General features: G+C 61.9%; 28 protein-coding genes and 1 pseudogene. 10 read left to right on the top strand and 19 right to left on the bottom strand.

All coding sequences use genetic code 11. From position 1 onward, the window contains the following. A pseudogene (locus ABSB13_RS09520) lies at window positions 1-616 on the bottom strand (preprotein translocase subunit SecA); the annotation flags it as partial. Between the two features lie 600 nt (window positions 617-1,216). On the opposite strand from ABSB13_RS09520, the gene ABSB13_RS09525 reads away from it, so the two are divergent. Continuing rightward, complete coding sequence (locus ABSB13_RS09525) at window positions 1,217-1,798, top strand: hypothetical protein (protein WP_428107678.1); 582 nt, start codon at window positions 1,217-1,219, stop codon at window positions 1,796-1,798. A gap of 263 nt (window positions 1,799-2,061) precedes the next feature. Here the strand turns inward: ABSB13_RS09525 and murI are convergent, their stop codons facing one another. Genes murI through ABSB13_RS09560 form a run of 7 tightly spaced genes read right to left on the bottom strand, consistent with a single transcriptional unit; the run spans window position 2,062 to window position 7,228 of the window. Continuing rightward, window positions 2,062-2,934, bottom strand: coding sequence for a glutamate racemase (murI, locus tag ABSB13_RS09530; RefSeq protein WP_428107679.1), 873 nt, complete (start codon window positions 2,932-2,934; stop codon window positions 2,062-2,064). 31 nt (window positions 2,935-2,965) lie between these two features. Then, the gene (locus ABSB13_RS09535) at window positions 2,966-4,060 is read right to left on the bottom strand and encodes a spore photoproduct lyase family protein (protein ID WP_428107681.1); all 1,095 of its coding nucleotides are present in this window, start codon (window positions 4,058-4,060) and stop codon (window positions 2,966-2,968) included. 19 nt (window positions 4,061-4,079) lie between these two features. Beyond that, entirely contained in the window at window positions 4,080-4,616 is a 537-nt protein-coding gene (locus ABSB13_RS09540) for a hypothetical protein (protein WP_428107682.1), read from the bottom strand. Further along, a complete protein-coding gene (locus tag ABSB13_RS09545) occupies window positions 4,606-5,520 on the bottom strand; it encodes a glycosyltransferase family 2 protein (RefSeq protein ID WP_428107684.1) in 915 nt (304 codons plus the stop codon). Before ABSB13_RS09545 ends, ABSB13_RS09540 begins: the two co-directional genes overlap by 11 nt. Continuing rightward, complete coding sequence (gene yihA / locus ABSB13_RS09550; RefSeq protein ID WP_428107685.1) at window positions 5,517-6,116, bottom strand: ribosome biogenesis GTP-binding protein YihA/YsxC; 600 nt, start codon at window positions 6,114-6,116, stop codon at window positions 5,517-5,519. Before yihA ends, ABSB13_RS09545 begins: the two co-directional genes overlap by 4 nt. Window positions 6,117-6,175: 59 nt before the next feature. Beyond that, complete coding sequence (locus ABSB13_RS09555; protein WP_428107687.1) at window positions 6,176-6,775, bottom strand: SRPBCC family protein; 600 nt, start codon at window positions 6,773-6,775, stop codon at window positions 6,176-6,178. Window positions 6,776-6,793: 18 nt separating this feature from the next. Next, window positions 6,794-7,228, bottom strand: a complete 435-nt coding sequence (locus ABSB13_RS09560) for a YbhB/YbcL family Raf kinase inhibitor-like protein (RefSeq protein WP_428107688.1) — start codon at window positions 7,226-7,228, stop codon at window positions 6,794-6,796. 385 nt (window positions 7,229-7,613) lie between these two features. Here ABSB13_RS09560 and ABSB13_RS09565 point away from each other — a divergent pair, with 385 nt between their 5' ends. Together ABSB13_RS09565 and ABSB13_RS09570 are read left to right on the top strand one after the other, a co-directional pair. Then, on the top strand, window positions 7,614-7,838 hold the full coding sequence (locus tag ABSB13_RS09565) for a helix-turn-helix domain-containing protein (RefSeq protein ID WP_428107689.1): 225 nt from the start codon (window positions 7,614-7,616) through the stop codon (window positions 7,836-7,838). Window positions 7,839-7,990: 152 nt separating this feature from the next. Next, on the top strand, window positions 7,991-8,635 hold the full coding sequence (locus ABSB13_RS09570; protein ID WP_428107691.1) for a TetR/AcrR family transcriptional regulator: 645 nt from the start codon (window positions 7,991-7,993) through the stop codon (window positions 8,633-8,635). 91 nt (window positions 8,636-8,726) lie between these two features. Here ABSB13_RS09570 and ABSB13_RS09575 read toward each other — a convergent pair whose 3' ends face one another. The 6 genes from ABSB13_RS09575 to pyrF form a co-directional block, all read right to left on the bottom strand. Beyond that, the gene (locus ABSB13_RS09575) at window positions 8,727-9,209 is read right to left on the bottom strand and encodes a hypothetical protein (RefSeq protein WP_428107692.1); all 483 of its coding nucleotides are present in this window, start codon (window positions 9,207-9,209) and stop codon (window positions 8,727-8,729) included. Beyond that, a complete protein-coding gene (locus ABSB13_RS09580) occupies window positions 9,206-9,739 on the bottom strand; it encodes a DUF4062 domain-containing protein (protein WP_428107693.1) in 534 nt (177 codons plus the stop codon). The genes ABSB13_RS09575 and ABSB13_RS09580 overlap by 4 nt, the downstream gene beginning before the upstream one ends. 97 nt (window positions 9,740-9,836) lie before the next feature. Continuing rightward, window positions 9,837-10,616, bottom strand: coding sequence for an SDR family NAD(P)-dependent oxidoreductase (locus tag ABSB13_RS09585; protein WP_428107695.1), 780 nt, complete (start codon window positions 10,614-10,616; stop codon window positions 9,837-9,839). 33 nt (window positions 10,617-10,649) lie between these two features. Continuing rightward, on the bottom strand, window positions 10,650-11,039 hold the full coding sequence (locus ABSB13_RS09590) for a DUF1634 domain-containing protein (protein ID WP_428107696.1): 390 nt from the start codon (window positions 11,037-11,039) through the stop codon (window positions 10,650-10,652). A 3-nt stretch (window positions 11,040-11,042) separates the two neighbouring features. Continuing rightward, a complete protein-coding gene (locus tag ABSB13_RS09595; protein ID WP_428107698.1) occupies window positions 11,043-11,870 on the bottom strand; it encodes a sulfite exporter TauE/SafE family protein in 828 nt (275 codons plus the stop codon). Window positions 11,871-11,981: 111 nt separating this feature from the next. Continuing rightward, complete coding sequence (gene pyrF, locus ABSB13_RS09600) at window positions 11,982-12,791, bottom strand: orotidine-5'-phosphate decarboxylase (RefSeq protein ID WP_428107699.1); 810 nt, start codon at window positions 12,789-12,791, stop codon at window positions 11,982-11,984. 411 nt (window positions 12,792-13,202) lie between these two features. On the opposite strand from pyrF, the gene ABSB13_RS09605 reads away from it, so the two are divergent. Genes ABSB13_RS09605 through ABSB13_RS09620 form a run of 4 tightly spaced genes read left to right on the top strand, consistent with a single transcriptional unit; the run spans window position 13,203 to window position 17,408 of the window. After that, entirely contained in the window at window positions 13,203-14,645 is a 1,443-nt protein-coding gene (locus ABSB13_RS09605; protein ID WP_428107701.1) for an ATP-binding protein, read from the top strand. Then, window positions 14,642-16,096: a sigma-54-dependent transcriptional regulator gene (locus ABSB13_RS09610; protein WP_428107703.1), complete on the top strand. Its 1,455-nt coding sequence runs from the start codon at window positions 14,642-14,644 to the stop codon at window positions 16,094-16,096. Before ABSB13_RS09605 ends, ABSB13_RS09610 begins: the two co-directional genes overlap by 4 nt. 28 nt (window positions 16,097-16,124) lie before the next feature. Next, window positions 16,125-16,607: a methyltransferase family protein gene (locus ABSB13_RS09615; protein WP_428107705.1), complete on the top strand. Its 483-nt coding sequence runs from the start codon at window positions 16,125-16,127 to the stop codon at window positions 16,605-16,607. 60 nt (window positions 16,608-16,667) lie between these two features. Then, the gene (locus tag ABSB13_RS09620) at window positions 16,668-17,408 is read left to right on the top strand and encodes a PspA/IM30 family protein (protein WP_424671004.1); all 741 of its coding nucleotides are present in this window, start codon (window positions 16,668-16,670) and stop codon (window positions 17,406-17,408) included. Window positions 17,409-17,445: 37 nt separating this feature from the next. Here ABSB13_RS09620 and ABSB13_RS09625 read toward each other — a convergent pair whose 3' ends face one another. The 3 genes from ABSB13_RS09625 to ABSB13_RS09635 all read right to left on the bottom strand — a co-directional run bounded on the left by ABSB13_RS09625 (window position 17,446) and on the right by ABSB13_RS09635 (window position 20,184). After that, window positions 17,446-18,729, bottom strand: coding sequence for a competence/damage-inducible protein A (locus ABSB13_RS09625; protein WP_428107706.1), 1,284 nt, complete (start codon window positions 18,727-18,729; stop codon window positions 17,446-17,448). A gap of 26 nt (window positions 18,730-18,755) precedes the next feature. Then, window positions 18,756-19,217 carry a phosphatidylglycerophosphatase A family protein gene (locus ABSB13_RS09630; RefSeq protein ID WP_428107708.1) on the bottom strand — a complete coding sequence of 154 codons (462 nt, stop codon included), beginning with the start codon at window positions 19,215-19,217 and terminating at the stop codon, window positions 18,756-18,758. 100 nt (window positions 19,218-19,317) lie between these two features. Then, entirely contained in the window at window positions 19,318-20,184 is an 867-nt protein-coding gene (locus ABSB13_RS09635) for a cytidylate kinase-like family protein (RefSeq protein ID WP_428107709.1), read from the bottom strand. 364 nt (window positions 20,185-20,548) lie between these two features. On the opposite strand from ABSB13_RS09635, the gene ABSB13_RS09640 reads away from it, so the two are divergent. From ABSB13_RS09640 to ABSB13_RS09650, 3 genes are all read left to right on the top strand, one after another. Beyond that, on the top strand, window positions 20,549-20,686 hold the full coding sequence (locus ABSB13_RS09640) for a plasmid mobilization protein (protein ID WP_428107710.1): 138 nt from the start codon (window positions 20,549-20,551) through the stop codon (window positions 20,684-20,686). Window positions 20,687-20,738: 52 nt separating this feature from the next. Continuing rightward, window positions 20,739-21,701 (top strand): SDH family Clp fold serine proteinase, encoded by a 963-nt coding sequence (locus ABSB13_RS09645; RefSeq protein ID WP_428107712.1) that lies wholly within the window; start codon window positions 20,739-20,741, stop codon window positions 21,699-21,701. Between the two features lie 286 nt (window positions 21,702-21,987). Beyond that, entirely contained in the window at window positions 21,988-22,845 is an 858-nt protein-coding gene (locus ABSB13_RS09650) for a 3'(2'),5'-bisphosphate nucleotidase CysQ (protein ID WP_428107713.1), read from the top strand. Window positions 22,846-22,862: 17 nt separating this feature from the next. Here ABSB13_RS09650 and ABSB13_RS09655 read toward each other — a convergent pair whose 3' ends face one another. Beyond that, window positions 22,863-24,119: an MFS transporter gene (locus ABSB13_RS09655; RefSeq protein ID WP_428107714.1), complete on the bottom strand. Its 1,257-nt coding sequence runs from the start codon at window positions 24,117-24,119 to the stop codon at window positions 22,863-22,865. A 92-nt stretch (window positions 24,120-24,211) separates the two neighbouring features. Then, the gene (locus ABSB13_RS09660; RefSeq protein WP_428107715.1) at window positions 24,212-25,504 is read right to left on the bottom strand and encodes an ACS family MFS transporter; all 1,293 of its coding nucleotides are present in this window, start codon (window positions 25,502-25,504) and stop codon (window positions 24,212-24,214) included. Between the last annotated feature and the right edge of the window lie 90 nt (window positions 25,505-25,594).

Below are 25,594 nucleotides of genomic sequence, written 5' to 3' on the forward strand. Positions count from 1 at the left end.
CGATGTTGAACTTCATGTTGTCGCGCAGGTAGTCGAAGCCGAACTCGTTGTTCTGGCCGTAAGTGATATCGGCGCGGTAGGCGAGCTTGCGCTCCTGGTCGGTCACGCCGTGAACGACGACGCCGACAGTCAGGCCGAGGAATTTATAGATGCGCCCCATCCATTCGGAGTCGCGCCGGGCCAGGTAGTCGTTGACGGTGACGATGTGCACGCCGCGTCCCGCCAGCGCGTTGAGCACGGCGGGCAGAGTGGCGACGAGAGTCTTGCCCTCGCCGGTTTTCATTTCGGCGATTCGCCCCTGGTGCAGGATCATCCCGCCGATAAGCTGCACGTCGAAGTGGCGCTGGCCGATCGTCCGCTTGGAGGCCTCGCGGACGACGGCGAAGACCTGCGGCAGGATTTCCAGCATCGCATCGTCGCGCCGCTCGCGCTCCTCGATCGCACCGATATTCGCTTTCCATTCGGCGATTTTGCCGCGCAACTCGTCGTCGCTGAGCGCCGAGGTCTCGGGTTCGAGCCGGTTGATCTCGTCGACGTCGGGACGGAGCCGTTTGATTTCGCGTTCGTTCTTCGAGCCGAAGATTTTCCGCGCTACGAGGGAAATAGCTGAAGCCATCTTATCTGAGTAATTTCTGCGGTAAGTTTTCTTTTGGGTTCAGGTTCTCGACGAGCCACAGCGACGCGGTCTGAGCGGCGGCACGGTGAAACAGTGAAACAACTCGCAAGTTTAGCTGGAAATCATCTTATCCTGAAATCGGCGCCCTAGTCAGGGGGTGGCGCTGCTCGGTAGTGTCGTAGTTTGAAACGTGATTCCGATTCAGCAGGATTAGGCGAGCTTGAGCGGTAGCCGCTACTCTCGGTATTATAATTTCACGTCAAGCAAGCTTGTAGCCGTCCTCCTGTTTTCGGTGTTTGCTTGACCGCTATGACCAAAACGACAAAATACAGGGGGCTCGCGCGTCAAAACGGCAACTCTTGCGTGGTCGTCAAATTGAGCCGTAGCGAGATTCTCAATTCGCTTGAAAAGGGAGCGCGCGATCGCGTTGGCATGTCCGCACGGCTGATGTTGCGTAGACACCGCCAAGGGAGATTGCCCGATCCAAGCAGGGTAAGCGATCTAATTGCACTCTCCAATTTACTTCGCAAGAATGATCCACTTCTTGCGCAGTGATCTCCGATCGCCAGCCTCGACAACCTGCTAGCCGATATTAGGGATTTGACGCGCTCATACAAGCGCGGCGGTAAAGACTCGCCCCAAGCATTCTGCGATTTGTTGAATCTTCTTTTGGCGAACACCGTGATGGCGGTCGGGGCCAGTCTCCATCTTCAACAAGGAGAGCGTCGAAACAACTATATTGTCGGAGGACGGCTGCTGGCCCCTATCCAGTTGAGGGATGGGAAATTTCTCCGCGTTTATTATGGTCTCGCTATCCAAGGCACCTCTGAAGGACCGAGACTCAAGGTAATTAATTCCGGGTTCAAATATCAGGTTGATATCGATGGCAAGCGATGGATCTTTCGTTACGACTACGACCGATTTCCCCGGCGACCATATCCGCCAACTCATTTTCACATACGCGGTGATTTGAAGGAAAACTGCCTGCCCGGCGGGGAGGTGCTGGAAGATATCCACTTCCCAGCCACCCGCGTTTCGTTAGAGGCAGTAATCAGGTTGCTGATCGATCAATTTGGAGTATCCCCGGCAACACCACGCGGTATTTGGCGAAAGCTTTTGGCTAAGAGCGAGGCGGACTTCCTGGACATCGCGCATCGCGGACTTTCGGGGCCTAAACGCTGAGCGGTTTCAATCAGGACATTACCCCCTGCACCGTGGTAAACCGGGCGTTGCTAGCGCTCGATGCGGACGGCGGATTCGACCTGCGGGCCGAGCAAGCAGAGGCGGCAAGCGCGCAGGCTTCGCACAGATCGCGGCGGGCGTAGAACCTCTCCCGGCGCGGCAGGAAGCGCGCCGACCTCTCCTCGGACAAGGAGAGGTTAGGAGCGGACAGACCACGGATCCGGGATTCTTCGCTGCGCTCAGAATGACAAGTCCGGCGTTGGCTAGCGCTCGATGCGGACGGCGGATTCGACTTGCGGGCCGAGAAATCTGCGGCCGACGCGGACGAAACGATCGGGGGTCTCGGTCACGAAGAAACTCTGAATCCCCTTGCCGGTGCGCCTGGCCAGCTTGAGAATCCGCAGCCGGCCGCGCACGTCGGCCGCGGTCGCAGTCGCGGAGTCCACGATCTTCACGCGGGGCCCGAGAATTCGCGCGAACATATCGCGCAGCAGCGGGTAATGGGTGCATCCCAGCAGCAGCGTGTCGATGCCGCTCTGCTTGAGACTCTCGAGGTAGTGGGCGACGGTCAATTCCGCGACCGCATTGTCGGTCCATCCTTCCTCGGCCAGCGGCACCAGCAGCGGGCATGCGCGCGTGTAGATTTCCGCGCGCGGGCTGAGCCGCTGGATGGCGCGCGTGTAAGCGCCCGACGCGATCGTTGCCTCGGTGCCGATCACGCCTATTCTGCCGTTGCGCGAGGCCTTGGCGGCGGCGCGCGCGCCCGGCTCGATCACGCCGATCACGGGGACCATCGTGTCCGACGCGATCGCGTCGAGCGCGACCGCGCTGGAGGTGTTGCAAGCGACCACCAGCATCTTGATTCCCTTGGCGAGCAGGAAGCCGGTGTTCTCCTTCGAGTAGCGGACGATGATTTCGTTGGACTTGGTGCCGTACGGGAGCCGCGCGGTGTCGCCGAGGTAGATGAAATCTTCGTTGGGCAGAGCCGCGGTCAGCGCTTTGAGGACGGTGAGTCCGCCGATGCCGGAATCGAAGACGCCGATGGGCCGGTCGATCGCGGCGCGCGAGCCGCGCGCAAGTCCGTTGGAAGCCGCGATTGAATTTGGCCGGGTTGCAGATTTTTTTCGGGTCGGCATTTTTTTAAGTCCGCGGGTGCGTGGCCGGTGCTCAGTCGCGCGCGAGGCGGTTGCCGATTATAGCCGGTCGGGAGGGCGGCGCGCCAAAGACGCTTTCGTGGACGCTGGCCGCTTCCATGCACAGATAGGCGGGGATTTCCGCGCCCGCTTTGCGGAAACGATCGGCAAGCGTGCGGTAGAGATTGAGGCGCAGCGGCGTAAAGGTCCGCAAGCGCCCGTCGGAGGCGAGCACGTCCTCGCCGCACAGCATCGGATCGCCGGGGAAACGGCTGCGCGCGGCGCCGCGCAACCGCGGCGTCATCCGCAGACCGCCCATGCTGATGAACGAGATTTCTTTGGGCGCAATTGTGTCGAGCAGCTCGTCGATCAGCAGGATGTAATCGCGCTCGGCGCCGGGATACGCGATCAACGGATCGAAATGAAACGCCACCCGGTAGCCGGCGTCGAGGACCGCGCGGGCCGCCGCGATCCGCGCCGCGGGCGAGGCGGTGAGATGCTCCGAGCTTCGATAGACGGCGTCGGGCGACAAGGTCCACGAGACGAGCACGCGGCCGCGCGGGTCCATGGCAAGCAGATTTTCAATTTCACCGGTCTTGGTCTTGAGCTCCAGCGTCAGACTTTCGCGCGAGGCGAAAAACTCGATCAGCTCGCGGCTCATCGCGGTAAGCGAGTCGAACGCCAGCGAATCCGCCAGGTCGCCGGTGCCGACGCGGAAGCTGCGCCCGCGAGCGTTGCCGATGAGCCGGTCGAGCTCGTCGAATGAATCGGTGAAATTCGCATACACCTGGAAGGCGGGATTGTCGGCCAGAAATTCCTGCAAAAAACAGTACGAGCAATCCATCGGGCAGTTCGACGCCAGCGTCAGCACCAGGTATCCGCAGCAGGCGAACTCCGAGGACCCGGCGGGACACGGCGCCAGGAACGCAGACTTGCGCCGCGCGATCACCATCCGGCGTTTGCCGGCGCCGAACGGATCGCGCGCGCCGGATGCGGGCCGGGTGGACTCGCGCGGGTCGGCGACGTGGGTGACGGGCACCTCGCGCGGCAGCGCGCGGAGGATGCGGGTCGCCAGCGGATAGCCGGCGCATCCATGCTCGACAAACACGGCGTCGAGATCGAATTTCATCTTTTCACCGTTTCACTTTTCACTGCTTGCCGGCGAGCATTTCAATGATTCGCACAAGTCCCGGACGCGAGCGATCGAGCGCCTCGAGCAGGCGCGTCAGTTCGGCGGCGCTTCGCACCCGAAGCGAAACCGTGAGCTCATCAGAGCCAAGCTCGTTGGGCAAGGCTATCGAAATTCCGCGGGGGAGCTTGAGCGCCGCGACTTCAGAGCGGATCTGCTCCTGCATTTTCCTGAGCAGCGGGTAGCGAAGCGTTCGAAGCGCTTCCAGGAGCGCGCTGGCGCGCGATGGCGCGGAGCCGGGACCGCCCGCAATGCGCCGAATTTCGGGGCGGTCGAGAACGCCGGCGACGGTGACGCGCTCGCGCACGGCGATTTCCTCGAGCGTCTCGAGCGCGGTCATCAATTGACCGGTCCGCAGGCGAATGACGCGCGCGATTTCGAGCATCGCGGCGCGCGACGCCGGGTCCATCGCGAGCCATCGCGCAAGATGGCTCGGCGGCAGCCGTCGCTCGGCAGCGAGCATCCGAATCTGCGTGTCGATCTCGTCAGCAGTCATGTGGAATTTCGCGCAGCATGGATCGCATCGATTCAACCGCGCATCCGATTTCAGGAACCGCGCGCATCAGCCAGCCGCGCGCCTGGTCCGCGACCCATTCGTACAGCCGCGCTTCCTCGATTTTGCCGCGGCGCCGAAGGCCGCGCGCGTAGATGCCGCATTTCCCGGCGAGCACTTCGACGACCGCGGTTCGCCGCGCCGGAGAAAGCCGATGGTCCGAGAGCAATTTCGTCAGCGCGAGAATGCGGAAGCGATCGAGGGCGGGAGTCGTGGCCGAGAGTTGATCGGGATGCCCGGCGCGGTGCGTGACCAGCGGTTCGTCGAGCAGGCCGGCTTCATGGTCGATGAGAATTCGCAGCCACAGATCGTAGTCTTCGGCGGCGGCCAGGTGCTCGTCGAAGCCGCCGGATGAGCGGAAAAGATCGGTGCGCATCATCACCGACGACATGGCGATCAGGCAGGTGCGGAGCGAGTCGATGAAAATATCGCCGGCGCGCTTGCGATGACGATGGCCGGGATTCACGCGGCGTCCGTTGCGGATCCAGATTTCGTTGGTTTGCGAGATCGCGCAGCCGGGGTTGTCGCGCATGAAGGTGAGCTGGCGTTCGAGCTTGGCCGGCGACCAGAGATCGTCGGAATCGAGAAATGCGACGAGCGGCGCGCGCGCGATGGCGACGCCGCGATTTCGCGCCGCGGCGGGACCGCGATGATCGATGCGCTCGATTTCGATGCGGGTCGTTTCGGTGAGGCGCTCCAACCGTTCGGCGGTTCCATCGGTCGAGCCGTCGTCGATGACGATCAACTCGAAGGCCGGGGTCGATTGGGCGAGCACGGAATCGATCGCCTCGAGCAGCATCGCGCATCGATTGTACGCCGGGATGATTACGGAGACTTCGGGAGTCATCGGGAACCGGCGCGCCTGGCGGAGTCGGAGCGATCGACGGCCAGGATTCGGCGGCGCAGGTCGTCGATGCCCTCGCCGGAAGTCGCCGAGCAGAAAATCGGGCGTGCGCGCATCGAGTCGAAGCGTTTGAGCGCGGCGGCGCGCTGGGAGCGGCGCAACTTGTCGCACTTGGTCGCGACCGGGATCACATCGATGCCACGCTCGGCAGCCATCGCCGCCAGATCGAGTTCGTCTTGCTGTGGACCGCGGCGGCAATCGATGAGAATCGCGATGGCGGCGAGATTGACGCGGCCGTGGATGTATTCGTGCATCATCGAGGCGATTTTGGCGGCGTCGTCGTGACTCATTTTCGCGTAGCCGAAGCCGGGCAGGTCGCACAGCGCCAGCGTGTTACCCACCGCAAAGAAGTTGAGGCAGCGCGTGCGTCCGGGGGTTTTGCTGGTGCGCGCGAGACCCTTAACTCCGGCCAGCGCGTTGAGCAAGGAACTCTTGCCCACGTTGGAGCGGCCGGCCAGCGCGACCTCGGCGCGCTTCCATCGCGGGCATCCGTCGAGAGCGAATGCGGAGCTTAGGAATTCTGCGGTGAAGGGAATCATGTTGAGCTGCGATTGAGCCGGCGCACTCGACGCGACTGGCGCGCAAACGGCGGTCGCGGTCAGGGCTCGTCGTCGGCGGACTTGGCCGCGTCGTCGGTCTTGAGGTTGAGGGTGTGCTTCAAGGATTCGAGCTGCGCGACGAAGATGCCGCGAATGACCTGCTTGATGACGCCGTCAGGGACCGGAAGCGACTGCAGCAGATGCATGGTTTCGTGGTAGTCGATGAACGTGCTCGCGCCTTCATCGCCGAACTGGTACACGGCCTGAGTATCGAGCAGCGGATTGTCGACGGTGTGATAGATGATTTTTTTCTGCTCGGGCAGGTACTCGAACACGAGCTCGGTGGTGATCGTTTGTCCGCCCGGCGCCGCGAGATCGATGTCGACGGTTTTTTTATTTCCGCTCTGAGATACGACGCGCACCATCTTGACCTGATCGTTGTGGGTCTTTTCGATGTCGCGAATCGCGGCGAAGACGGTCTGTTCGGGGGCCGGGATGCGCGCGGTGAAATCGGCCTTCCAGAGGTTGCCGTCATGCGCGATGTTCTCGGTGAGCAGGCCGGCCTGCCGCGCGCGATGGATTTGATAGTAACGCCATCCCACGATCGCGACGACCGCGAGAACAAACACTCCAGCCAGGATTTTGAGTACCGTTTTCATCGATGGTTCACCTTCACCTCATCGTTGGAATGTGCCGACCAGTTCCGCAGTCGCGATGACGTGGCCGGTCATCGCGGACTGGACGGCGGGCGCGTCCGCGTTGTCGCCGGGAGTCAACGTCGAGTCCAGCGCGAAGAGACGAAAATGATAGTGATGCATTTTCCCCGGCGGCGGACACGGTCCATTGTAGCCGATATGCTCGAAGCCGTTGATGCCATTTGTTCCGCCACCTGCAATTTCCGTGGACTGTGGCACGCCGGCAGGCAGCGAAGTGACGCCAGGCGGGATATTATACGCTACCCAATGAAAAAATGTTCCGCCGGGGGCGTCGGGATCCTCGACAATCAATGCAAATGATTTCGTCGAATCCGGCGCGCCGCTCCATGCGAGCGCTGGTGATCGATCGGCCCCGGTGCATGCGTAGTCATCAGCTACTGCGGCTCCCGAAGCCATTGCGGGGCTCGTCAGCCGCAGTTGCGCCAGGGCGGGTCGTGCGTTGGCAAGGCCAAGCAAAGCGAATATTACCGCTATTGAAATTCTCTTGAGATGTGGCATACTTATCATGATTTCAAGGCGCTCGCAGGCACGGTTTGAAGGCTTGGTATGCACTCTGTATTGGAATTTCTGCAAGAATTGGTAACTTCACATACAAAAATGTGGGGAAAAGCGAAAAGTATCACAAGTTCTTTTAAGCTGCTCTTGACCACCAGCGACTATTTTGAGACTTTCAAAGAGGCTCAAAGTGGGCGTAAGGCGCGGACGAACTAGTTGATCGATGCGAAAAAAGCCATCAAATTTTAGCAATAAGCGGCAAACAGCGACCTTAGTGGGGAATATCATGACTACCGAAACCAAGTATAGCTTGCCGCGTGTGATGACGGTCAAGGAATTGTCCGATTATCTGCGCGTGCACCCATCGACAATCTACAAGCTGCTGCGTCGCGGAGAGCTGCCGGGCTTTCGGATCGGCACCGATTGGCGTTTCAACGCCGAGGTGATCGACCGCTGGTGTCTGGAGCGAAACATGAAAGGTCCGGACGGCGGCACCTCGAGCCAGAACTGACCCGCGACATCATCGAGTCGCGCGCGTCCGGCAGCGGCCCGGACGCAAACGCGGAGCAGTCTCCGCCACCGTACAGTAGCACTTCATATCCCGCACGGGTGCCTCGCGCTTGACGCGGGCACCCGCAGTGTCTCACCATACCGATCGTTCAGATGATATCGGCAGTTCGCAAGAATGCGGCAGCGGCTCCGCAGGCGCGTCGGCGCGGCTCGCTCGATCAGGTATTGATCGATGCGGCGATGGACCTGTTCGCGTCGTACGGATATCGCGGCACCTCGCTGGCGCGAATCGCGCGCGCGGCGGGCGTCACCAAGGGGGCGCTGTATTGGCATTTCGCCGACAAGGGAGAATTTTTCATCGCGGTCGTGTCCAAGGTGCTTGGTGAATGGGAGCTGGTATTTGAAAAATCCGCGCAGGCGGCGAATGCGGTCGAGTTCCGCGCGGAGTTCGTGCGGATGTTCGACACGATGGCGGCGCTCAATGAGAAGAATCCGTGGGTCAGCCGGCTGTTGCTGATCATTGCGCTCGAATCGCACAAGATTGGGCCGCGGGTGCTGCGCTCGATGCGCAAGGCGAACCTGCGCGGGATCGCGAGTTTTCGCGAGCTGGTCGAGCGCGGGCAACGGTTGGGGGTGCTTGCCGCGGACCTCGATCCGACTTGGGCGGCGACACAGATTTATTCGAGCTACCTGGGACTGGCGATGTTATGGTACCTGCACGGCCCGCGATTCGATCTGCGCCGCTCGCTGCGCCGCCAGGCGCGCGAGTTCATGGGCCAATGGAGCATCGCCAAATGAAGGCGGGACTCGCTTGCGAAATCGCGTCGGTAAAGCCGCACACAGCCCGGAATCGGCGAAGATGCTTTCGAAGCGTCGGCGTGACTGGCGGTTACTGTGCCTCCTGCTCAGCCAAAAAATCTTCGCGACTCGCGTAGTTCCGGATTCCTCTCGCACGGTTGCTCTTGCCGAGAATCGTTCCGTCAATGCGCTGTTGCAAATGTTTCACAAGCTCGTCGAACCGCGCCTGGCGAATAAAGTAGGTGGGCGCCCCGAACTTGCGCTCGATGTTGGTGAAGATTACCGCGTAACTGAAACGCGCCGGGCCGCTTCTGCCAAAGCTCGAGTCGGCCTCGCGGGCACGGTGATAACGCTGGACCAGATACCTGATGTAATTCCGTTGTTCCAGATCGCTTCCGATCGAACCGGCGGGGTATTCATTTGGCCGGCTGGACCGTCGGCCGCGATTGATCTGATTGATGGTTGTGGGGCCGGTGTGCACGCTGCCATGAACGACGCTGCCCGCTATCGAGGTAACGTTCGCGCCGTTTGTGATTCTGCTTTTCTCTACACCTCGTGAACTGCCGTGTTTCATCGCTTCTTCCTTGTGGCCTCGACCACTTCGCGCATGACCAGCGCCAGGTCTTTCCTCACCGCGATCTCGAATTCCCGCTCACTGCCATACGTCCCGTAGAGGGCATTCCGCCCCAATCTCCTTCTGAACCGTTCCATCCTGGCTTGTTCGCGCGAATCAAGCGGTTCTTTTTCGATGGCCTGGCGCTGGGAAAAGTATAACATCACTTTCTTGCCTCGTCTTTGGGCACGCTCGATTTCCTCCACGGTCCCTGAGGGGGCTTTCCCCGTCGGGCTTCCGAGCCGCCGCCAAAAGATAGCAAGCACAATGTCCGCCCGATCGGCAAATTGCCGGTTGATCAACGCCTGCGCCCGTTTGCCTGCTTCCGGGTGTGCGTGTGTACGCCAGTTCATCAGTTCTACTCTGGCTTCAGCGCTGTCGCCATGCTGTACATTCCAATCGTTGATCGCGCCTGCGACCAGCGCCTGTTCTTCAACTACGTCTGAAGGGGAGGCCAACAGGATTCGGAAGAGCTGAACGGTCTCGGGCATCGCTCGGGAACCTACCAATGATCGCTGCGACCTGACAACCAGTCACCATGCCGAGAAGAACGTGGAGCGGAGGCAGCCGCGTCGAGCGCGCCGGTTTTTATTTTCGCGAGCCGGGGGCGCGGCGCGGATCGACGATCTGGCGGCCAGTCGGGCGAATTTCCAGCGCGCATCCGAACAGCGAATCGTCGCGCACCAGGCTGACGACTGCGTCGGCGATTTCCTCGGGCTGAATCATCTTCGCCGGCACGAAAGGTTTCGTCAAAAAACCAAGTTTTGTCGCCGCCTCGATTCCCTTGCGCACCATCGGGGTATCGACGATTCCCGGGCAGACGCAGTTGACGCGGATTTTCCGTTCAGCCTCCCAGAACGCCAGCGAATGGGTGAAGTTCACCACGCCGCCCTTGGCCGCGCCATAAACCGCGTCCTGGCGATGCGGATACAAGCCGGCCATCGAGGCCGTGTTGATGATGACGCCGCCGCCGTGCTTTTGCATCAGCGGAGCCGCCAGCCCGGTGCCGAGAACCACCGCCTGCAAATCGATATCGATCACCAGCTGCCATCGTTCGGGTGGTGCTTCGGGAAAGCCGGGCGCGCCGACGCCGATTCCGGCGTTGTTGTGCAGGATGTCGAGGCGGCCGAACTTGGAGACCGCGGTGTCGAGCATCCGGCGAGCATCCTCGATCCGGGTGACGTCCGCCTTTACAAAAACGGCGTGTCCGCCCGCGCTCTCGATGCGCTTGACGGTCTCGGCGCCACCGGCTTCGTCGAGATCGGCGACCACGATCCTGGCGCCTTCTTTCGCCAGCCGCTGTGCCGTTGCACGCCCGATCCCCGATGCGCCGCCGGTGATGACGCCGACCTTTCCTTTAATTTCCATTGAGCGATCCTCCGTTCGAATACTAATCGATAATCAACCGGCACTGCCTGCCAGCACGCCGACGATCAACCCCGCGAGCACGTAAGCCGTAAGCGCAACATATGTGTAGTCGCGTTCCCTGATGAAGAGGATGAAGCAGAACGCGACGCGCGCGAGCGGAACCAACGTCAGCACGAACAGCCCGATGGTCAGAACCGCATGCGGATTGCCTTGTCGAACCCTGTCAAACAACAGGCCGAGCGTTTCCTTGCCGATCAGGTGACCATGCTGCACCGCCTGGTAGCGCTCGACATAGTAGTCCGGGGCGAAGGTGTAGGTCAGGACGAGTCCGGCGCCAAGCACGATCATCGCGGCGATCAGAATCGATCGCAGCAGAATCGGCGTCCATTCCCTGAGTATGCGGTCTTCTTCCTGTTTCGGCATCGACTAGATCCCCGATAACGCGCGCCATCCCATCTCGGCGGCGATCAGCAGAAGAATTATCACGAATACGATCCGGAGCGACTCGACCTTGAGATGGGGCAGGACGCGGCTGCCGGCGAGCGCGCCAACCGTGACTCCGATCGCCACCGGGGCCGCGATGGTGGTGGCAACGTCACCGCGCGCGAGGAACACGAGTGCGCCGGCGCCGGCAGTGACGCCAATCATGAAGTTGCTGGTCGCGCTGGAAACCTTGAGCGGCAGGTGCATGATGTAGTCCATCGCCATCACCTTGAGCGCGCCCGAGCCAATTCCGAGCAGCCCCGACATGAGGCCCGCGACGACCATGAGCGCGCCGCCCTGCGGTACATTCACGACTTCATAATGGACCGGGTTGCCGCTGAGGTCGGGCACTTCGCCTGAGAGTTCGAGGCGCTCGGCGAGCGGGTCGCCCTTGGTGAGGATGTCGTCGCCGCGCTTGGTCACCGTGAAGTACGCCGACTGGAGCATCATGGCGGCGAAGAGCAATTCGAGCACCACGGTCGGCACGACGCCGGCGAGATAGGCGCCGACCACGGCGCCGGTAACCGTCGCGCATTCCAGCACCATCGCGACTTTCAGGTTGGTCCATCCGTCGCGCACGAATGCGACGCTGGCTCCGGCGCTGGTCGCGACGACGGAGATCAGGCTGGCGCCAACCGCAACCTTCATCGGCATGTGCGCCACGATGACCAGCGCAGGCACGATGAAGACTCCGCCGCCCAGGCCCGAGATCGCGCCGATGAATCCGGCTCCGACTGCAAGCGCTAACAGGTCGATGAGGATTTCGAGCAAAAACAGGCTCCGGGCGCAGATTCAGAGTTGAAGTTCAAATGATTGGCCAGGGCATTTCGCGCAATCGTAGTTCGGTTCGGATGAGAAAGACAAACGCGCAACGAAGCTGGACTACACGGGACGCGGGTTGAGAATTTCAAACGTGCGCCGGGGATTGCCGCGCAATCCACGCTCGATGTCGTCGGTAATCTCGCGCACGGCGCGCAGCGGCTCGGCAGCGCGCCAGATGGGACTGCCGACGACGACGTAGTCGGCGCCCGCGCGGATTGCATCGGCGGCCGTGATCGCATGCGCGGCCGGGAAGGCTGCCTCGCGCAGGCGCACGCCCGAGGTCACGATAATGAATCGGCGTCCGCAAGTGTCGCGCACGCGCGGAACTTCGTGCGGCCAGGTGACGACGCCGTCGAGCGAGGCTGCGGCGGCGAAGCGCGCGATCTCCGTGACCCGGTCGGGCGACCCGGGCGCGCGCGGGCTTGAACTCGCGGACTTCAGTTCCGCGAGCGTCGCGACCGCCAGAATACTCGGGCGCCGAAGCCCCTCGGTGCGGCAAATGCGCGCGACCTCGGCTCGCGTCCGGGTCATCATCTCGGTCGAGCCGCAAGTCGAACCGTACGGGTGGATGTCGAACATCTTGACGCCCAGCCGGGTCGCCTCGACGGCGGCGCGCAGCACCTTTTGCGGGCTGTCGTGGAATTTGAGGTCGAGGAAAACTTCGGCGCCGCGCCGGCGAATCTCGCGAATGAAATCAGGGCCGCCACCGACGAACAGCGCGCGCCCGACTTTGAACATCCCGACCACTCGCGCGAGGTGGTTCACCAGCGCAAGCGCCTCCTCCCGGTCGCGCAGGTCGAGCGACACGATCAGCCGCTCGCGGAGCGCGCCTTGTCGTGTCAGACCTGAAAATGGCCAGTACTGGGTCATCGAACCCCTTCATCGCGGGCAGCCCGGGAAGCCGACTCCATGAAAATATGCCGATCGCCGACTATGTCAAGGAACCCGGAATGTTGCGCGGCAGTTCGGGCTGGACGCAGTGCCCAGACTGCATCGGCGCGACTGCACTGAGCCTCGCGCACGCGCAGGTAATCGTTGAAATTCGCACGAATGCTCAGCTTTTCGCGTAGTCGTGCGTCGGCACCGGCTTTGCAGTTAGAGGTCATGACGAGGTCGGGACGAGCAAATGGCAGCGATTGTCTTAGTTCTCGCCACTGCGATAGGTCAATTACAAGGACCGGCAATTCCGGCCCCAGGTGAAACAAGATGTGGGGCATCCTTTTAGTAGCGTTAATCATTTACGCCGTCGTGCAACATCGAAAGCGAAACCGCCTGCGCTGGATGAGATGGGGCGACGGCGGCGACGGGTCGAAGTGGTCGCACCGCGACTGGTCGAAGTACGGCCGGTCGAGGCACCGTGACTGGTCCAAGCGGGCGGCAGACGCGACGGCCTCCGCTACGGCGTCGGCGGAGAGCTTCGCAAGCGATCTTCATTCCAAGATAAAGCGCGAGTTCGATAGCAAGCTGGCGCACAAGTTCGAGGCCAAGGCCGAGAAATTCGAGCGCAAGCTGCGGGCGCGATTCGATCGGCAGACGCAGAAATACGGCGGCGTCAGCCTGGATCCCGCCAATGATCTGCCGCCGCCACCGCAGTTCAAGAACGACGCCGAGCGCCAGACCTACGAGCGCGCGCGCAAACGCGCGCAGGCCGAGGCGGGCTTCTTCGTGCACCTGATGTGGTACGGCATCGTCATCGGGTTCCTATTTCTCATCAATCTGATTACGACTTCGTATCCGTGGTTCCTGTGGCCGGCGCTTTTCTGGGGATTTGGAATCGCGAGCCATTTCTCGGCGGTGTACGGCTGGCGATGGGTTCATCAGCGGGTTTTTGAGCCGGCGATCGCGCGCGAAGTTCAGCGCGAAGTCTTGCAGGAGAAGGAGCAACTGCGCACCGAGAAGCAGGCGTCGCTGGACGAGTTGACCGCGACCTTCGCCCACGAAATCCGAAATCCGATCGCGGCGGCCAAGAGCCTGGTGCAGCAGATGGGCGAGGATCCGACCTCGCACGAAAACGTCGAATACGCCAAGGTCGCGCTCGACGAGCTCGCACGCGTCGAGCGCAGCGTGTCGCATCTGCTCAAATTCGCCAAAGAAGAAGACTACAAGTTCGAAAACGTAAATCTCGCGTGGGTGCTCGACGGCGCGCTGACGCAGATGCGCAGCAAGCTGGAGGCGAACTCGGTGGCGGTGTCGCGCGCGTACCTGAGCGGTCCGACGGTGCGTGCCGACGCCGACAAGCTGCGGCAGGTTTTTTCCAACATCATCGACAACGCCATCGACGCGATGGAATCGACGAGCGGCGAGCGCCGGCTCGAGTTCGCGATACAGAACAACGGCGCGGGAATGGCGGCGGTCAGGATTCGCGACAACGGCTGCGGAATTGCCGACGACAAGATCGCCAAAATTTTCAATCCCTTCTACACCTCGAAGGCCAACGGCACCGGGCTTGGGCTGGGCGTCGCGAAAAAAGTGATCGACGCGCATCGTGGAACGATCGAGGTGCAAAGCAAAGTGGGCAGTGGAACCGAATTCGTGCTGGCGATTCCGCTCAGCGACGCGGTGCGCGACAGCGCCGACGTATCGATCGAATCGACCACCGACACGGGCGCAGACACTGCCAAAGAACCGGCGCCGGAAAACAACGGCCGTGGCGCGGTGGACGCGCCGATCGTGGCGCTGGCGGCGGGCGCGCCGTCCACCGAGACTTCGAGGGCACGCAATTGAAAGGGCGATTGCTGGTAGTTGACGACGAGCGCGGAATCGTCATCGCGCTCAAGGGGCTCTTCACCAAGGAGGGCTACGAAGTCGAGACCGCGGAATCGGGCGAGGAAGCGCTCGACAAGGTCAAGGCGGGCCTGTTCCACGTGATCATCACCGATCTCAGCATGAAGGGAATGAGCGGGATCGAATTGCTCAAGCAGGTCCGCGAACTCGATCCCGCGTGCGCCGTGCTGATGATCACCGCGTTCGGCACGCAGCGAATCGCCGTCGAAGCAATGAAGGCGGGGGCGGAGGATTACCTGCCCAAGCCGTTCGACAACGACGAGCTGCGGCTGAAAGTGCGCAAGGTGATGGAGACGCAGCTGCTCAAACGCGCGCATAGCCAACTGCTCGAACAGGTGCGGCTGGAGACCGGGGTTTTCGAGAATATGGTCGGGAGATCGCGCGCGATGATGCGCGTGTTCGAGACGATCGACAAGGTCGCGCCGACCGACGTCACGGTTCTGATACGCGGCGAATCGGGCACCGGCAAGGAGCTGGTCGCACGCGCGATCCATTTTCGAAGTCCGCGCGCGCGCAAGCCGTTTATCCCGGTCAATTGCGCGGCGTTCTCGCGCGAGCTGGTCGAGAGCGAGCTGTTCGGCCACGAAAAGGGCGCGTTTACCGGCGCCGTCGCGCGGCGCGAAGGCAAATTCGAAGCGGCCGACGGCGGCACATTATTTCTGGATGAGATCGGCGACATGGCGCTCGAGACGCAGGCCAAATTGCTGCGCGTGCTGCAGGAGCAGAAGTTCGAGCGGATCGGCGGGAATCAACCGCTGAGCGTGGACGTGCGGATAATCGCGGCGACCAATCAGGACCTCGAAGCGATGATCGCGCAGGGGAAGTTTCGCGAGGATCTCTACTACCGCCTGAAGGTGGTGGAGATTCGGGTGCCACCGATTCGCGAGCGGCGCGAAGACGTTGCGCTGATGGTGCAGCACTTCATCGCGGAGGCATGCCAGCGTTTCGCCGCGCCCGGCAAGCAGCTTACGGCGGAGGCGATGCGCGCGTGCGTCGAGGCGCCGTGGAAAGGCAACGCGCGTTCGCTCAAGGCGGCAATCGAGCAGGCGGTGATCTTGTCGCCGGGCGCCGAGATCACCGCGGAAGATCTTTTCGCCGGCTCGGAACCGGATGGCGACCACGCGAGTTCGCCGGCGCCGGACCCGTCGAATCACACGTCCGCGGCCGGCGAAAGCGGCGGCTCGGCGCTGACCTTTCGCGAGGCGAAAGAAAAATTCGTCGGCGATTGGGAACGCGAGTTTTTCGTCCGCGCGCTGCGGGCGACCGGCGGCAATATCTCGCGCGCCGCGGAACGAACCGGGATGTACCGGCAAAGCTTTCAGCAAAAGATGCGCGAACTCGGGATTACGCTCGCGGATATCGGCCTGGCGCCCAAGGGTGACGGGAATTGATTTCGCGCAGACACGGAGACACTAAGCGATGAACTCCACCGAACCTCAGTCCACAAGCACTGTGCTCTCGACGACCAGGATTCATCCTCCGCTGCTGGCGGCCGCGCTGGTGCTGGGCACGCTGGTGCTGCACTTCCTCCTGCCCGAAGAGCGCACGGTGGGATGGTATCAGGTGATCGGGCTGCTGGTCGTTGCGTTCGGCGCGGGGCTGTGCTGCTTCGCGGCCGCGATTTTCCAGGCCCGCGGGACGACCAGGAAACCGTGGGGCGAGCCGACCACATTCGTCGCGCAGGCGCCGTACACCTGGACGCGCAACCCGATGTACCTGGGCGTTGCGGCCGCGTTGTTCGGACTGGCGATCTTCTTCAGTTCGATCGCGATGCTCCTGGCGCCGGCGGTGTTCTTCGCGGTGATCGATCGGATGGTAATTCCCCGCGAGGAAGAAACGCTGGAGCGGCTCTTCGGCAATGATTACGTCGATTACAAGAATCGCGTCAGACGTTGGATCTGAAATCTCAGCGACACGCGGCTGCGCGATCGAATCGCGCTCAGGGCCGCAAGGAGAACGGAAGTGTTATCAAGATTATTCAAATTGATCGGAGGCAAGTTCAGCCGCTGGATCAAGGCGCGCGAGGCGCGCGACCCCGAGGCGGTGTACGAATCCGCAATCTCGGATCGGGTGCGGCGCTATCATCAGCTCAAGACCGCGGCGGCCGGCGTCATCTACATGCGCAACAAGCTCGAGCGCGAGCTGCGTGAAAAGCTCGCCGAGATGAAGGAAGTCGATGAAGAAGCGGGGCAGGCCGCCGATATGAACGAGGATCAATGCGCGCTGATTCTGATTCAGCGCAAACATATCCTCGACGGCGATTGCACGCGGCTGCGCGAAGAGCTCGGCGAGCTGACTTCGGAAGCCGAGGATGCGAAGAAGAATTTGATCGCGTTCAAGGGCGAGATCGAGAAGCTCAAGGTCGAAAAGGTGCGAATGATCGCGCGGCTGAAAAACGCGCAGGCACGGGTGCGAATCCAGCACGCGCTCGAGGAGATCTCCTACGACGACGACGTCCGCGCGCTCGAAGAAGTGCGCGAGTCGATACAGCGGATGCTCGCGCAGGCGGGCGTCAATCACGAAATCGCCGGCTCCGAACTCGGCGACAAGCTCGAGGCGATCCGTCAGCGCAACGCCGAGAGCAAGGCCGAGATCGAGCTGGCGGACTTGAAGCGCAAGCGCCGGCCGCCGCTGGCGCCGATGGATATTTTCACGGCCGCAGCCAACGCGGCCGCCAACGGCGACGTCAAGCACGCGAGCTGAAACGGAAGACGCGAGCGCGCCATCAAGACGGGGCGGGTCAGCGGCGGAACAGCGTCGAGTCCGCGATCGGCAGACCCAGCGCGTAGCGCCGCAACCAGTCGAGCGCGACCTGCGAGGTGATCAGTTTCACCCAGTCGCGAGTGCCGCGGAACTGGTATCGGCGCGTGACGCCCCGATCGTCGGCGGACAGCGCGATGCAGACTGTGCCGACCGGCTTGTCCGGGGTGCCGCCGTCGGGGCCCGCGATGCCCGAGGTTGCGACCGACACGCTCGCGCCCGTGCGCTTGCGAGCGCCGGCCGCCATCTCGCGTACGCATTCCTCGCTCACGGCGCCGTGGGCATTGAGCGTCTCCTCCGAAACGCCGAGCACGCCGGACTTCACGTCGTTGGAATAGGTAACGAGGTCGCCCTTGAAATATTGCGAGCAGCCGGGAACGTTGGTGATGCGATGTCCGATTAGCCCGCCGGTGCACGATTCGGCGACCGCCAGGGTAAATTTCTTTTCGATGAACAGGCGGCCGACGACTTCCTCCATCGAGGTATCGCCTTCGGCGTAAACGAACTGCGAGATTTTCTCGCGCACCCGCCGGGACAGCTCTTCGACCCTGCGATCGACTTCGCCTGGTTGTCCCTCGACCCTGATTTTCAGCGAAATCTGCGGGAAGCTCGCGCGAAACGAGACCTTGGCCTCTTCCGGCTTGATCAATCCCGCCACCGCTTCGTCGAGCGCCGACTCGCTCATCCCGAAGGTCTGGAAGACGCGAACCGCGTAAACCTTGTCGGTGCCGCGATTGGCGGAAATCCACGGTATCACCGTATTTTCCATCATCGGTTTCATTTCGCGGGGCACACCGGGCAGAACGATCAGATGCGCGCTGCGGCCGCCCAGCGTCACCGGCATCCTGAAGCCGGGCGCCGTGCCGAGCGGATTGGGGATGACCGTCGCACCGTCGGGAAAGAGCGCCTGCTTGAGGTTGTTGTCGGGCATCGGGCGGCCAATCGTCGCAAACAAGCGCTTCATGTGTTCGACGGTGGCCTCGTCGCGCAACAATTTCGCGCCCGCGACGCGCGCGACGGTTTCGGTGGTCAGATCGTCGGCGGTCGGTCCGATGCCGCCGGTCGAGATGACGACGTCGCCCATCCCGACGGCCGTGCGCCATGCCCATTCCAGACGGTCGGGAACGTCGCCGACCGTAATCACCGCGACGAGATCGATTCCAATTTCCGAGAGCTTGTCGGAAAGGTAGTTGGCGTTGGTATCAACGACCGTGCCGCTGGTGATTTCGTCGCCGGTTGAGAGAATCACAGCGCTTTGAATCATCGGGAGATCCTCGCGGGCGCGTACGCTCAGAGCACGCGCACGATCAGCTGCAGCGCGATATTGGCGTAAATCGCCGCGGCCAAATCATCCAGCATGACGCCTGCGCCGTTGCGCATGCGGCGATCGATCAGGTTCGCCGGCCACGGTTTAATCACGTCGGCCACTCGAAACAGAATGAATCCCAGGAGCAGATAGCCGACCGTGAGCGGATTGCCGAACATCGTGGCGGCCATGCCGAGCACTTCATCGATCACGATGCGCGAATCGTCGTGCTGATCGAATATTTTCTCGGCGCGATCGGAAATCCAGCACGAGATTGCAAACGCGATCGCGAAGACGATTAAACACAGCGCGGGCGAATGCATCCAGAGCGGGCCGGACACCAGCCACACAACCGCCATCCCGACCACCGAGCCCGCGGTTCCCGGCGCAATCGGGGAGTATCCCGAATAGATTCCAGTGGCGAAGAATATGATTAGCGAGCGCATCGGCTAAAACGGATTGCGCGAAGATAGCATGGCAGGCCGCAGCGGGGTAAGTGCGATCGAGTGCGCGGGCCGCAGATGCGCGAGCAGCCGCGGCGCGCAGCTAGCTGGAGGCCAAGGTTACAGGGTCTTCTTCGGCGCCGACCTCGACCGATGCGACCCCTTCGATCGTTTGCGCGACTCCGATCACGAGATCGTCCCACGGCGGCACCAGTCCGGGGCCGCTCACACGCACGCATCCCGCCGAGCAATTGACTGACATCTGCGCGTCGCCGATTTTCGGATGCGCCACCAATGCCGCATTGACCAGAGCAGCGATCGCGGCGTCGCGCATCACTTTCGTTCGCTCCGGGGCGCCTTCACTGTCGATATGAGCGGCGAGCGCCGCAAGAGTTTTCGCGTGCGACGCTATCGAAAGGCGCGCGGTGTTGATCACCAGGTCGTAAATCGCGGGGTCGTCTATATCCTGCCCGAACAGACTCTGAGTGCGCGCTTTCACTTCCGCGTCGAAGTCGCGAACGCGCTTGTCGGCCGCCGCCGCCGCGAGGTTCTCGTCTTTCGCCACCTGCTTGATGCGCGCCGCCAGTGGAGCCATCGTGCGCACCCTGATGCCGCATCCGCCTTCGGGGAGAAAATGCGCCGAACCGCGTCCGGCGAAGACGATCCGGTCTTGCGCGGCCGCTTGCAGGAAGACGGCGCGATAGTATGCGGCGAAACGGCTGCTCTCGGTCTTGCGCTCCCAGAAATGGGGGTTACGTACGTCAAACCATTTCATCTGCTCGGCGCTCACGTTGAAGCGCTTCGCCGTCTCGGCGATAAGTTGCTCGCCGGTCTGGAACCGATAGCCGAGTTCCCGCGCCGCGAGTTCGCCGAGCTCGATGCCCCTGCTGCCTATCTGCTGACTGATCGCGATAACCGCCATCGATGCTCCCCAAGCCGGCGAGTATTGTTTTCGAGTCCCCGCAGCCATCTTAGATTCATGATCGGCTGAAGGGCAAACCAGGCTGGGTATTGATCTAATTTGAAAACGGGCGATGGGGATCAGGGCGTGCCCGGCTTTGGCGTCGGCGGAGCAGTGGGCGCAGCAGAAGAAGGCGCAACTGCGATTGCTGCGGGTGGTTGGGCTGGAGCTTGTGTTTTGACGATGGCAGTTCCCAAGAGCATCGACAGACGAACAAATTGATCGGGTGTGGACTCCGATCGGCGTTTGACGTGTCTCGCGTGTAATTCTAATGTGCCCACATTAGAGCACCATTATCAACCTGTTTACAGAGTGGGTCTAATGTGGTTACATTGGAGCTGTGAAACACCGTAAACCGCGAGGCCAGCGAAAGATGCATCTAGTTCGCATCCGAGTGACGCAGGAACAAAAGGACTTGCTGACGCGAGCTGCCGAAGGCAGCGGACTTGATACGTCAGCATGGATCAGGGCGCTTGCCGTGCAGGCGGCAAAACGCCAACCCAGCGGTTGACACAAGATGGAGTGGTTGCATATTAGGAGTTGAGGCAGTGAAGATAGAGCACATGGCAGCGCCAGCACAGCATCCGTCGGTGCAAAAGTTCACCAAGTTGGTCACCGATTTGGAACGTGAGCGAAAGTCTCGCATCTTTTGCATAATCCATTCTAAGGCAGCCCATATCTGTAGTCTGGAGTTGCCGGAGTACATAAACCGGCGCGGACACTTCGACCGACTCGACACTCTGGAATTGCTACTGCACTCTCCGGGTGGAGATGCTGATTTTGCTTTCAAACTGATGAAGTTTTTCCGAAGACGATGTAAGCGGTTAAATGTTATCGTGCCTCTGATGGCAAAGAGCGCTGCAACGATCATGTCCTTGGGTGCTGACGCTATCTTTATGGGAGAGTTCGCAGAACTTGGCCCAGTGGATGTTCAGATTCAAGACCCGGTTGAACGCGGAGCCGAACCGCTTTCCCCCTTGGATGAGTTTAAGTCGATGGAGTTTTTGCGCGACTATGCGATGGAGGTGTTCGACTTTTTTACTCTCCTCGTAATCAGACAATCAGGAATGAGCGTAAAAGAGGCGATCCATGAAAGTGGGCCTTATGTGACAGCAATGGTAAGACCCTTGTTTGAGAAAATCGACCCGCTGGAAGTCGGCGGCCATCGACGTGCTCTTGCCGTCGGCGAGGAATACGCGAAGCGACTTCTCAAACTTGTCGGTAATCCGGCTGCCGCATCAATTGTGAATCGGCTCGTTTGGCAGTACCCCTCTCACGAATTTGGTATTGACTTTGACGAGGCAGCGGAACTCAAACTGCCCGTCAAGGAATTAGACCGCAGACAGGATGAACGCCTGTCCACGGCAATTATGGAGTTAGTTGATGCAGGTATCACATTCAACGGTTTCGCTGGCCCCGCGAAAGTCCCGGCTAGGAAGGCAAAAGTGTCGCAAGACACCCAACGTCCTCCACGGCGGATGTCAGGCGGAGTCAACCAAAATGGACATCGACCAAGCGCTCGCTGAGAGGGCGCTAAGTACCAGAGAATTCTTGGCGGACTTGCGTTCGCTTACTCCTGCGGAGAGAGCAGCGCTAATACGTTCTCACGTCCGATGATCTGTCTTTAACGAATACGCGATACACGAAGGCCCGGCGCAAACCGGGCCTTCCTTTTTTGAACGGTCAAATCAAATTAGATCACTACCCAGCCCGCGATGGAATCGCCGTCGAGGTGAAGATAGTATCTCCGCGGCGCGCAGGGTGGACCGTCGCCGGGCAACTCGTGGCGCATCTCAAGGCCTGGAAGGAACTATGGAAGAATCGATGACACTCAAGCGCGGCGGTGTGCCGCGAATTGGCGCGCATGCGCCCGCCAATGATTTGACGCGGGAGCTGGCGCTCGCAAAGAAAGCCGCGCGCGCCGCCGGCGAGATTTTGCGCGGTTATTGGCGCCGGGGCGGTTACGAAATCGGATCGAAGGGACACGACAACCCCGTCACTCAAGCCGATCTCGAGGCGGATACCGCCATCAAGAAGTTGCTCCGCGATCCATTTCCCGGCTACGGATGGCTCTCGGAGGAGACGGCGGACAACGACGACCGCCTGAAATGCCGGCGCGTGTGGATCGTCGATCCGCTTGACGGCACCAAGGAGTTCATCAAGGGCATTCCCGAGTTCGCGGTCGCGATCGCGCTAATCGAAGATGGAGTGCCGGCGCTCGGCGTGACGTACAATCCCATCAAACGCGAGATGTACTGGGCGGCGCGCGGGGTTGGATGTCACTTGAATACGCGCCGGGTGCGGGTCACGCGCAAGCGAACGCTCAAGGGCGCGACCGTGCTTGCCAGCCGCAGCGAAACCGCGCGCGGCGAGTGGCAGGGGTTCGACGGGATGCTGAAAGTGAGCCCGACCGGCAGCGTCGCGTATAAGCTCGCGATCGTCGCGGCGGGCAAGGCCGATGCGACGTTCACGCGCTCGCCAAAAAGCGAGTGGGACATCGCGTCCGGTGCGGCGTTGGTGATCGAGGCAGGCGGCACGATCACCGATATCAAAGGACGCGAGATTCGTTTCAATCAGCGCAACGTGAAGCTCGAAGGGCTGATCGCGGACAATACGATCCTGCACGCGGCGTTGATGAAGGTGGCGCCTCATCCGGCGCGCAAGCCGTAGCCGGAAAGCAGCGGAACCTACTGCGCGGCGGAGGCGCCGGCGATTTCATAACGCGCGCGGCTTGGCCCGGTTTCGGGCAGGAAGTAAAACGTCACGATCGGCAGGAATTGGAAGACCAGAAAGCCGAGCATCACGGTGCGCAGTCCAATCCGCGCCGCCAGCGCGCCGCCCAGGAAGGGCGAGATGAACGCGCCGAGATAGCCGACGGCCCAAACGAAGCCGATTGCGGCTCCCAGCCGGGTCGGATTCATGCCGGGTGATTCCATCAGCAGGGTGGTGAGCGCGGCGAGCGATCCCGCCGCTCCGATCCCGACCAGCACCAGCGAGATCCTGATCCACATCGGATCGCGCAGTATAATCGCGCCGGCGCATCCAACCAGGTTGGTGAACGCGATCGGCCAGGTGAACGGCTTGCGCAGTCCAGACATCCCCGTGCCGATTCCACCGCCCAACGCCGCGAACAAGCCGGCCAGCGGCAGCACCTGCGTCATCAGCGAGGCTTGCGAGAGTGTCATGCCGCGGTAGGTGCGGAAGAACTCGGGGAGAAACGCGGTGTAAATCTGGAACACCCACATCCCGCCGAACAGCCCGGCCGCGATCAAGAGCACGTTGCGCATCTTCGCGACTTCCATCAGCGCCGAGCCGCGCTCGGCCGGCGCTTCGACCGCGCCCGGTGCGGGCACGGCGGTTCGGCTGCGATGCTCGCGGCCGAAAAGCGTCCACAACAGCGCGACGCCCGCCGATCCGACGCCGTACCACAGCAGGACCATCCGCCACGACCCGACCGCCGCGAACAGCGCCGGCGTCGCGCGGAACACGACGGTGAGTCCGACGTAGCTGAAGGCGAAGTTGATCATATTGATGTACGGCCATTCGCCCGCGCCGAACCATTGCATCACGAGCGTGCCGGGCGGCGCGACCACGAGCCCGTAACCGATTCCTTCCAGCACGCGGCAGGCGAGCAGCGCGGCGAAATCGGGCGCGTAGCCGCTGGCGACCTGTCCGATCGCCAGCAACCAGATTCCGATCACCAGGGCGCGCAGCGCGCCGATACGCTCGGCGACCACGGCGCCCAATAGCGAGAAGATGCCGATGCATAGCGCGATGATCGAGATGATCAGGCCCGCATCGCCGAGCGAGATTTTGAGCCCGTTCCTTATTTCCTGGAGTATCGGTGCTGGCGCGAGCCAGGCGAGCGACTGCGCGGTCAACAGCAGCAGCAACAGGACTTCGATAATCCATCGGTAGGGCGAGAGTTTATCCGGCTGGCTCATTGATTATTCGCGCTCCGGTTCGTGCTGACGGTATAGCCCGCCGCTCGGCCGCCGCGCCACCGGAAAACTGGCGCCCTGCCGTGCGCGAGACTTCAGATCATCTGCTCGCCGCTGGCCCATCGCAGGTAGAAGAACATTCCGAGGCCATAGACCGCCGCGATCAGAATAAATACCGCGCTGAACGACCTGGTCGCCTGCACAATCAGTCCCGTTGCAGCGACGCCGATGATACCGGGGATGGTCGCGATGGTGTTCGAGATTCCCATCAGGATTCCGGCGTAGGTCGGCGCGACGTCCAGGTGATTCACCCCGAAGGCCGCGGTACCGATGCCGTTAGCGGAGGCTGCGACCGTGAGCAGCGCAACCGCCATTGCCGGCGAACCGGCTGCGGGCACTGCCAGCAGCGATATCGCGCCGATCGCAAATGCCGCGGTCTGCATCGACTTTCGCACCGTCCCGACGCTGAGGCCGCGCGCGATAAGGGCGTCGGCCAGCCAGCCCGAAAAAGTTATCGTGAAGAACGTCGCGATCCATGGAATTATCGAATACCCGCCGACCCGTTCCAGCGGCACGCCAAACGTGTGATGCAGATAGGTCGGCAGCCAGAGCAGCAGAATATTAAATCCGAAGTTGCTGCAAAAATGCGCGACGACGATCGCCCATACCGCTTTCTCGCGCGCGATCGCCGCCCACGGCACCCGGACCGCGCGCGGCGCGGCCGAGCGCAACGACATGATCAGTTCGAGTTCGGCGGCGCCGATGCGCGATGACGTCTCGGGGCGGTCGGCGGCCAGGTACATCCAGACTACGACCCATGCTGCGCCCAGCGCGCCCGAAATATAGAACAGCGCGGGCCATCCGAAAGACGTGATAATCAGCGGACTTGCACTGAGCGCGGCGACGGTGCCCACGTACATCCCGCTATAGTTGACTGATAACACCCGCGCGCGCTCGGACGGCAACGTCCAGCGGGCAGTGAGACTGTGAATCGATGGAAAGTTCACGCCCTCGCCCAGCCCGAGCAGCACCCGAGCCGCGAGCAGCGCGGAAAATGCCGCGCCGGCGGCGAGCGGCGTAACGAAGGTTGCCAGCGACCAGATTGCGACCCCGGCCGCCAGCACGCGATGGCCGCCGAATCGATCGGCCATCCATCCACCGACGAGCTGCGTCCACAGGTATCCCCAGAACACCGCCGACAGCACGAGCCCCTGCGCGGCGGAGTTGTAGCCGAATTGGCGGGCGAGCGGGATTATCGCGACCGAGATGCTGATGCGATCGATGTAGCAAAGCGCGGTGCCGAGAAAGAACAGCGCGACGACCGTATAGCGTTGCGGCCATCGCGGGATTCCAGACGGGGTATCGCGCGCACGTGCAGGCTCGCCCATGATGCAGTGGAGCTTAGGCTGAGCGATGCAAGCTTGACCAGAGCGGCGATTTTGGCGCGCGCAAGAAAAAGACGCGGGAGGCATTGCTCT

The sequence above is a fragment of the Binatus sp. (SeqCode) genome (assembly GCF_050013435.1).
In the GTDB taxonomy this organism is placed as follows: Bacteria; Desulfobacterota; Binatia; order Binatales; family Binataceae; genus Binatus.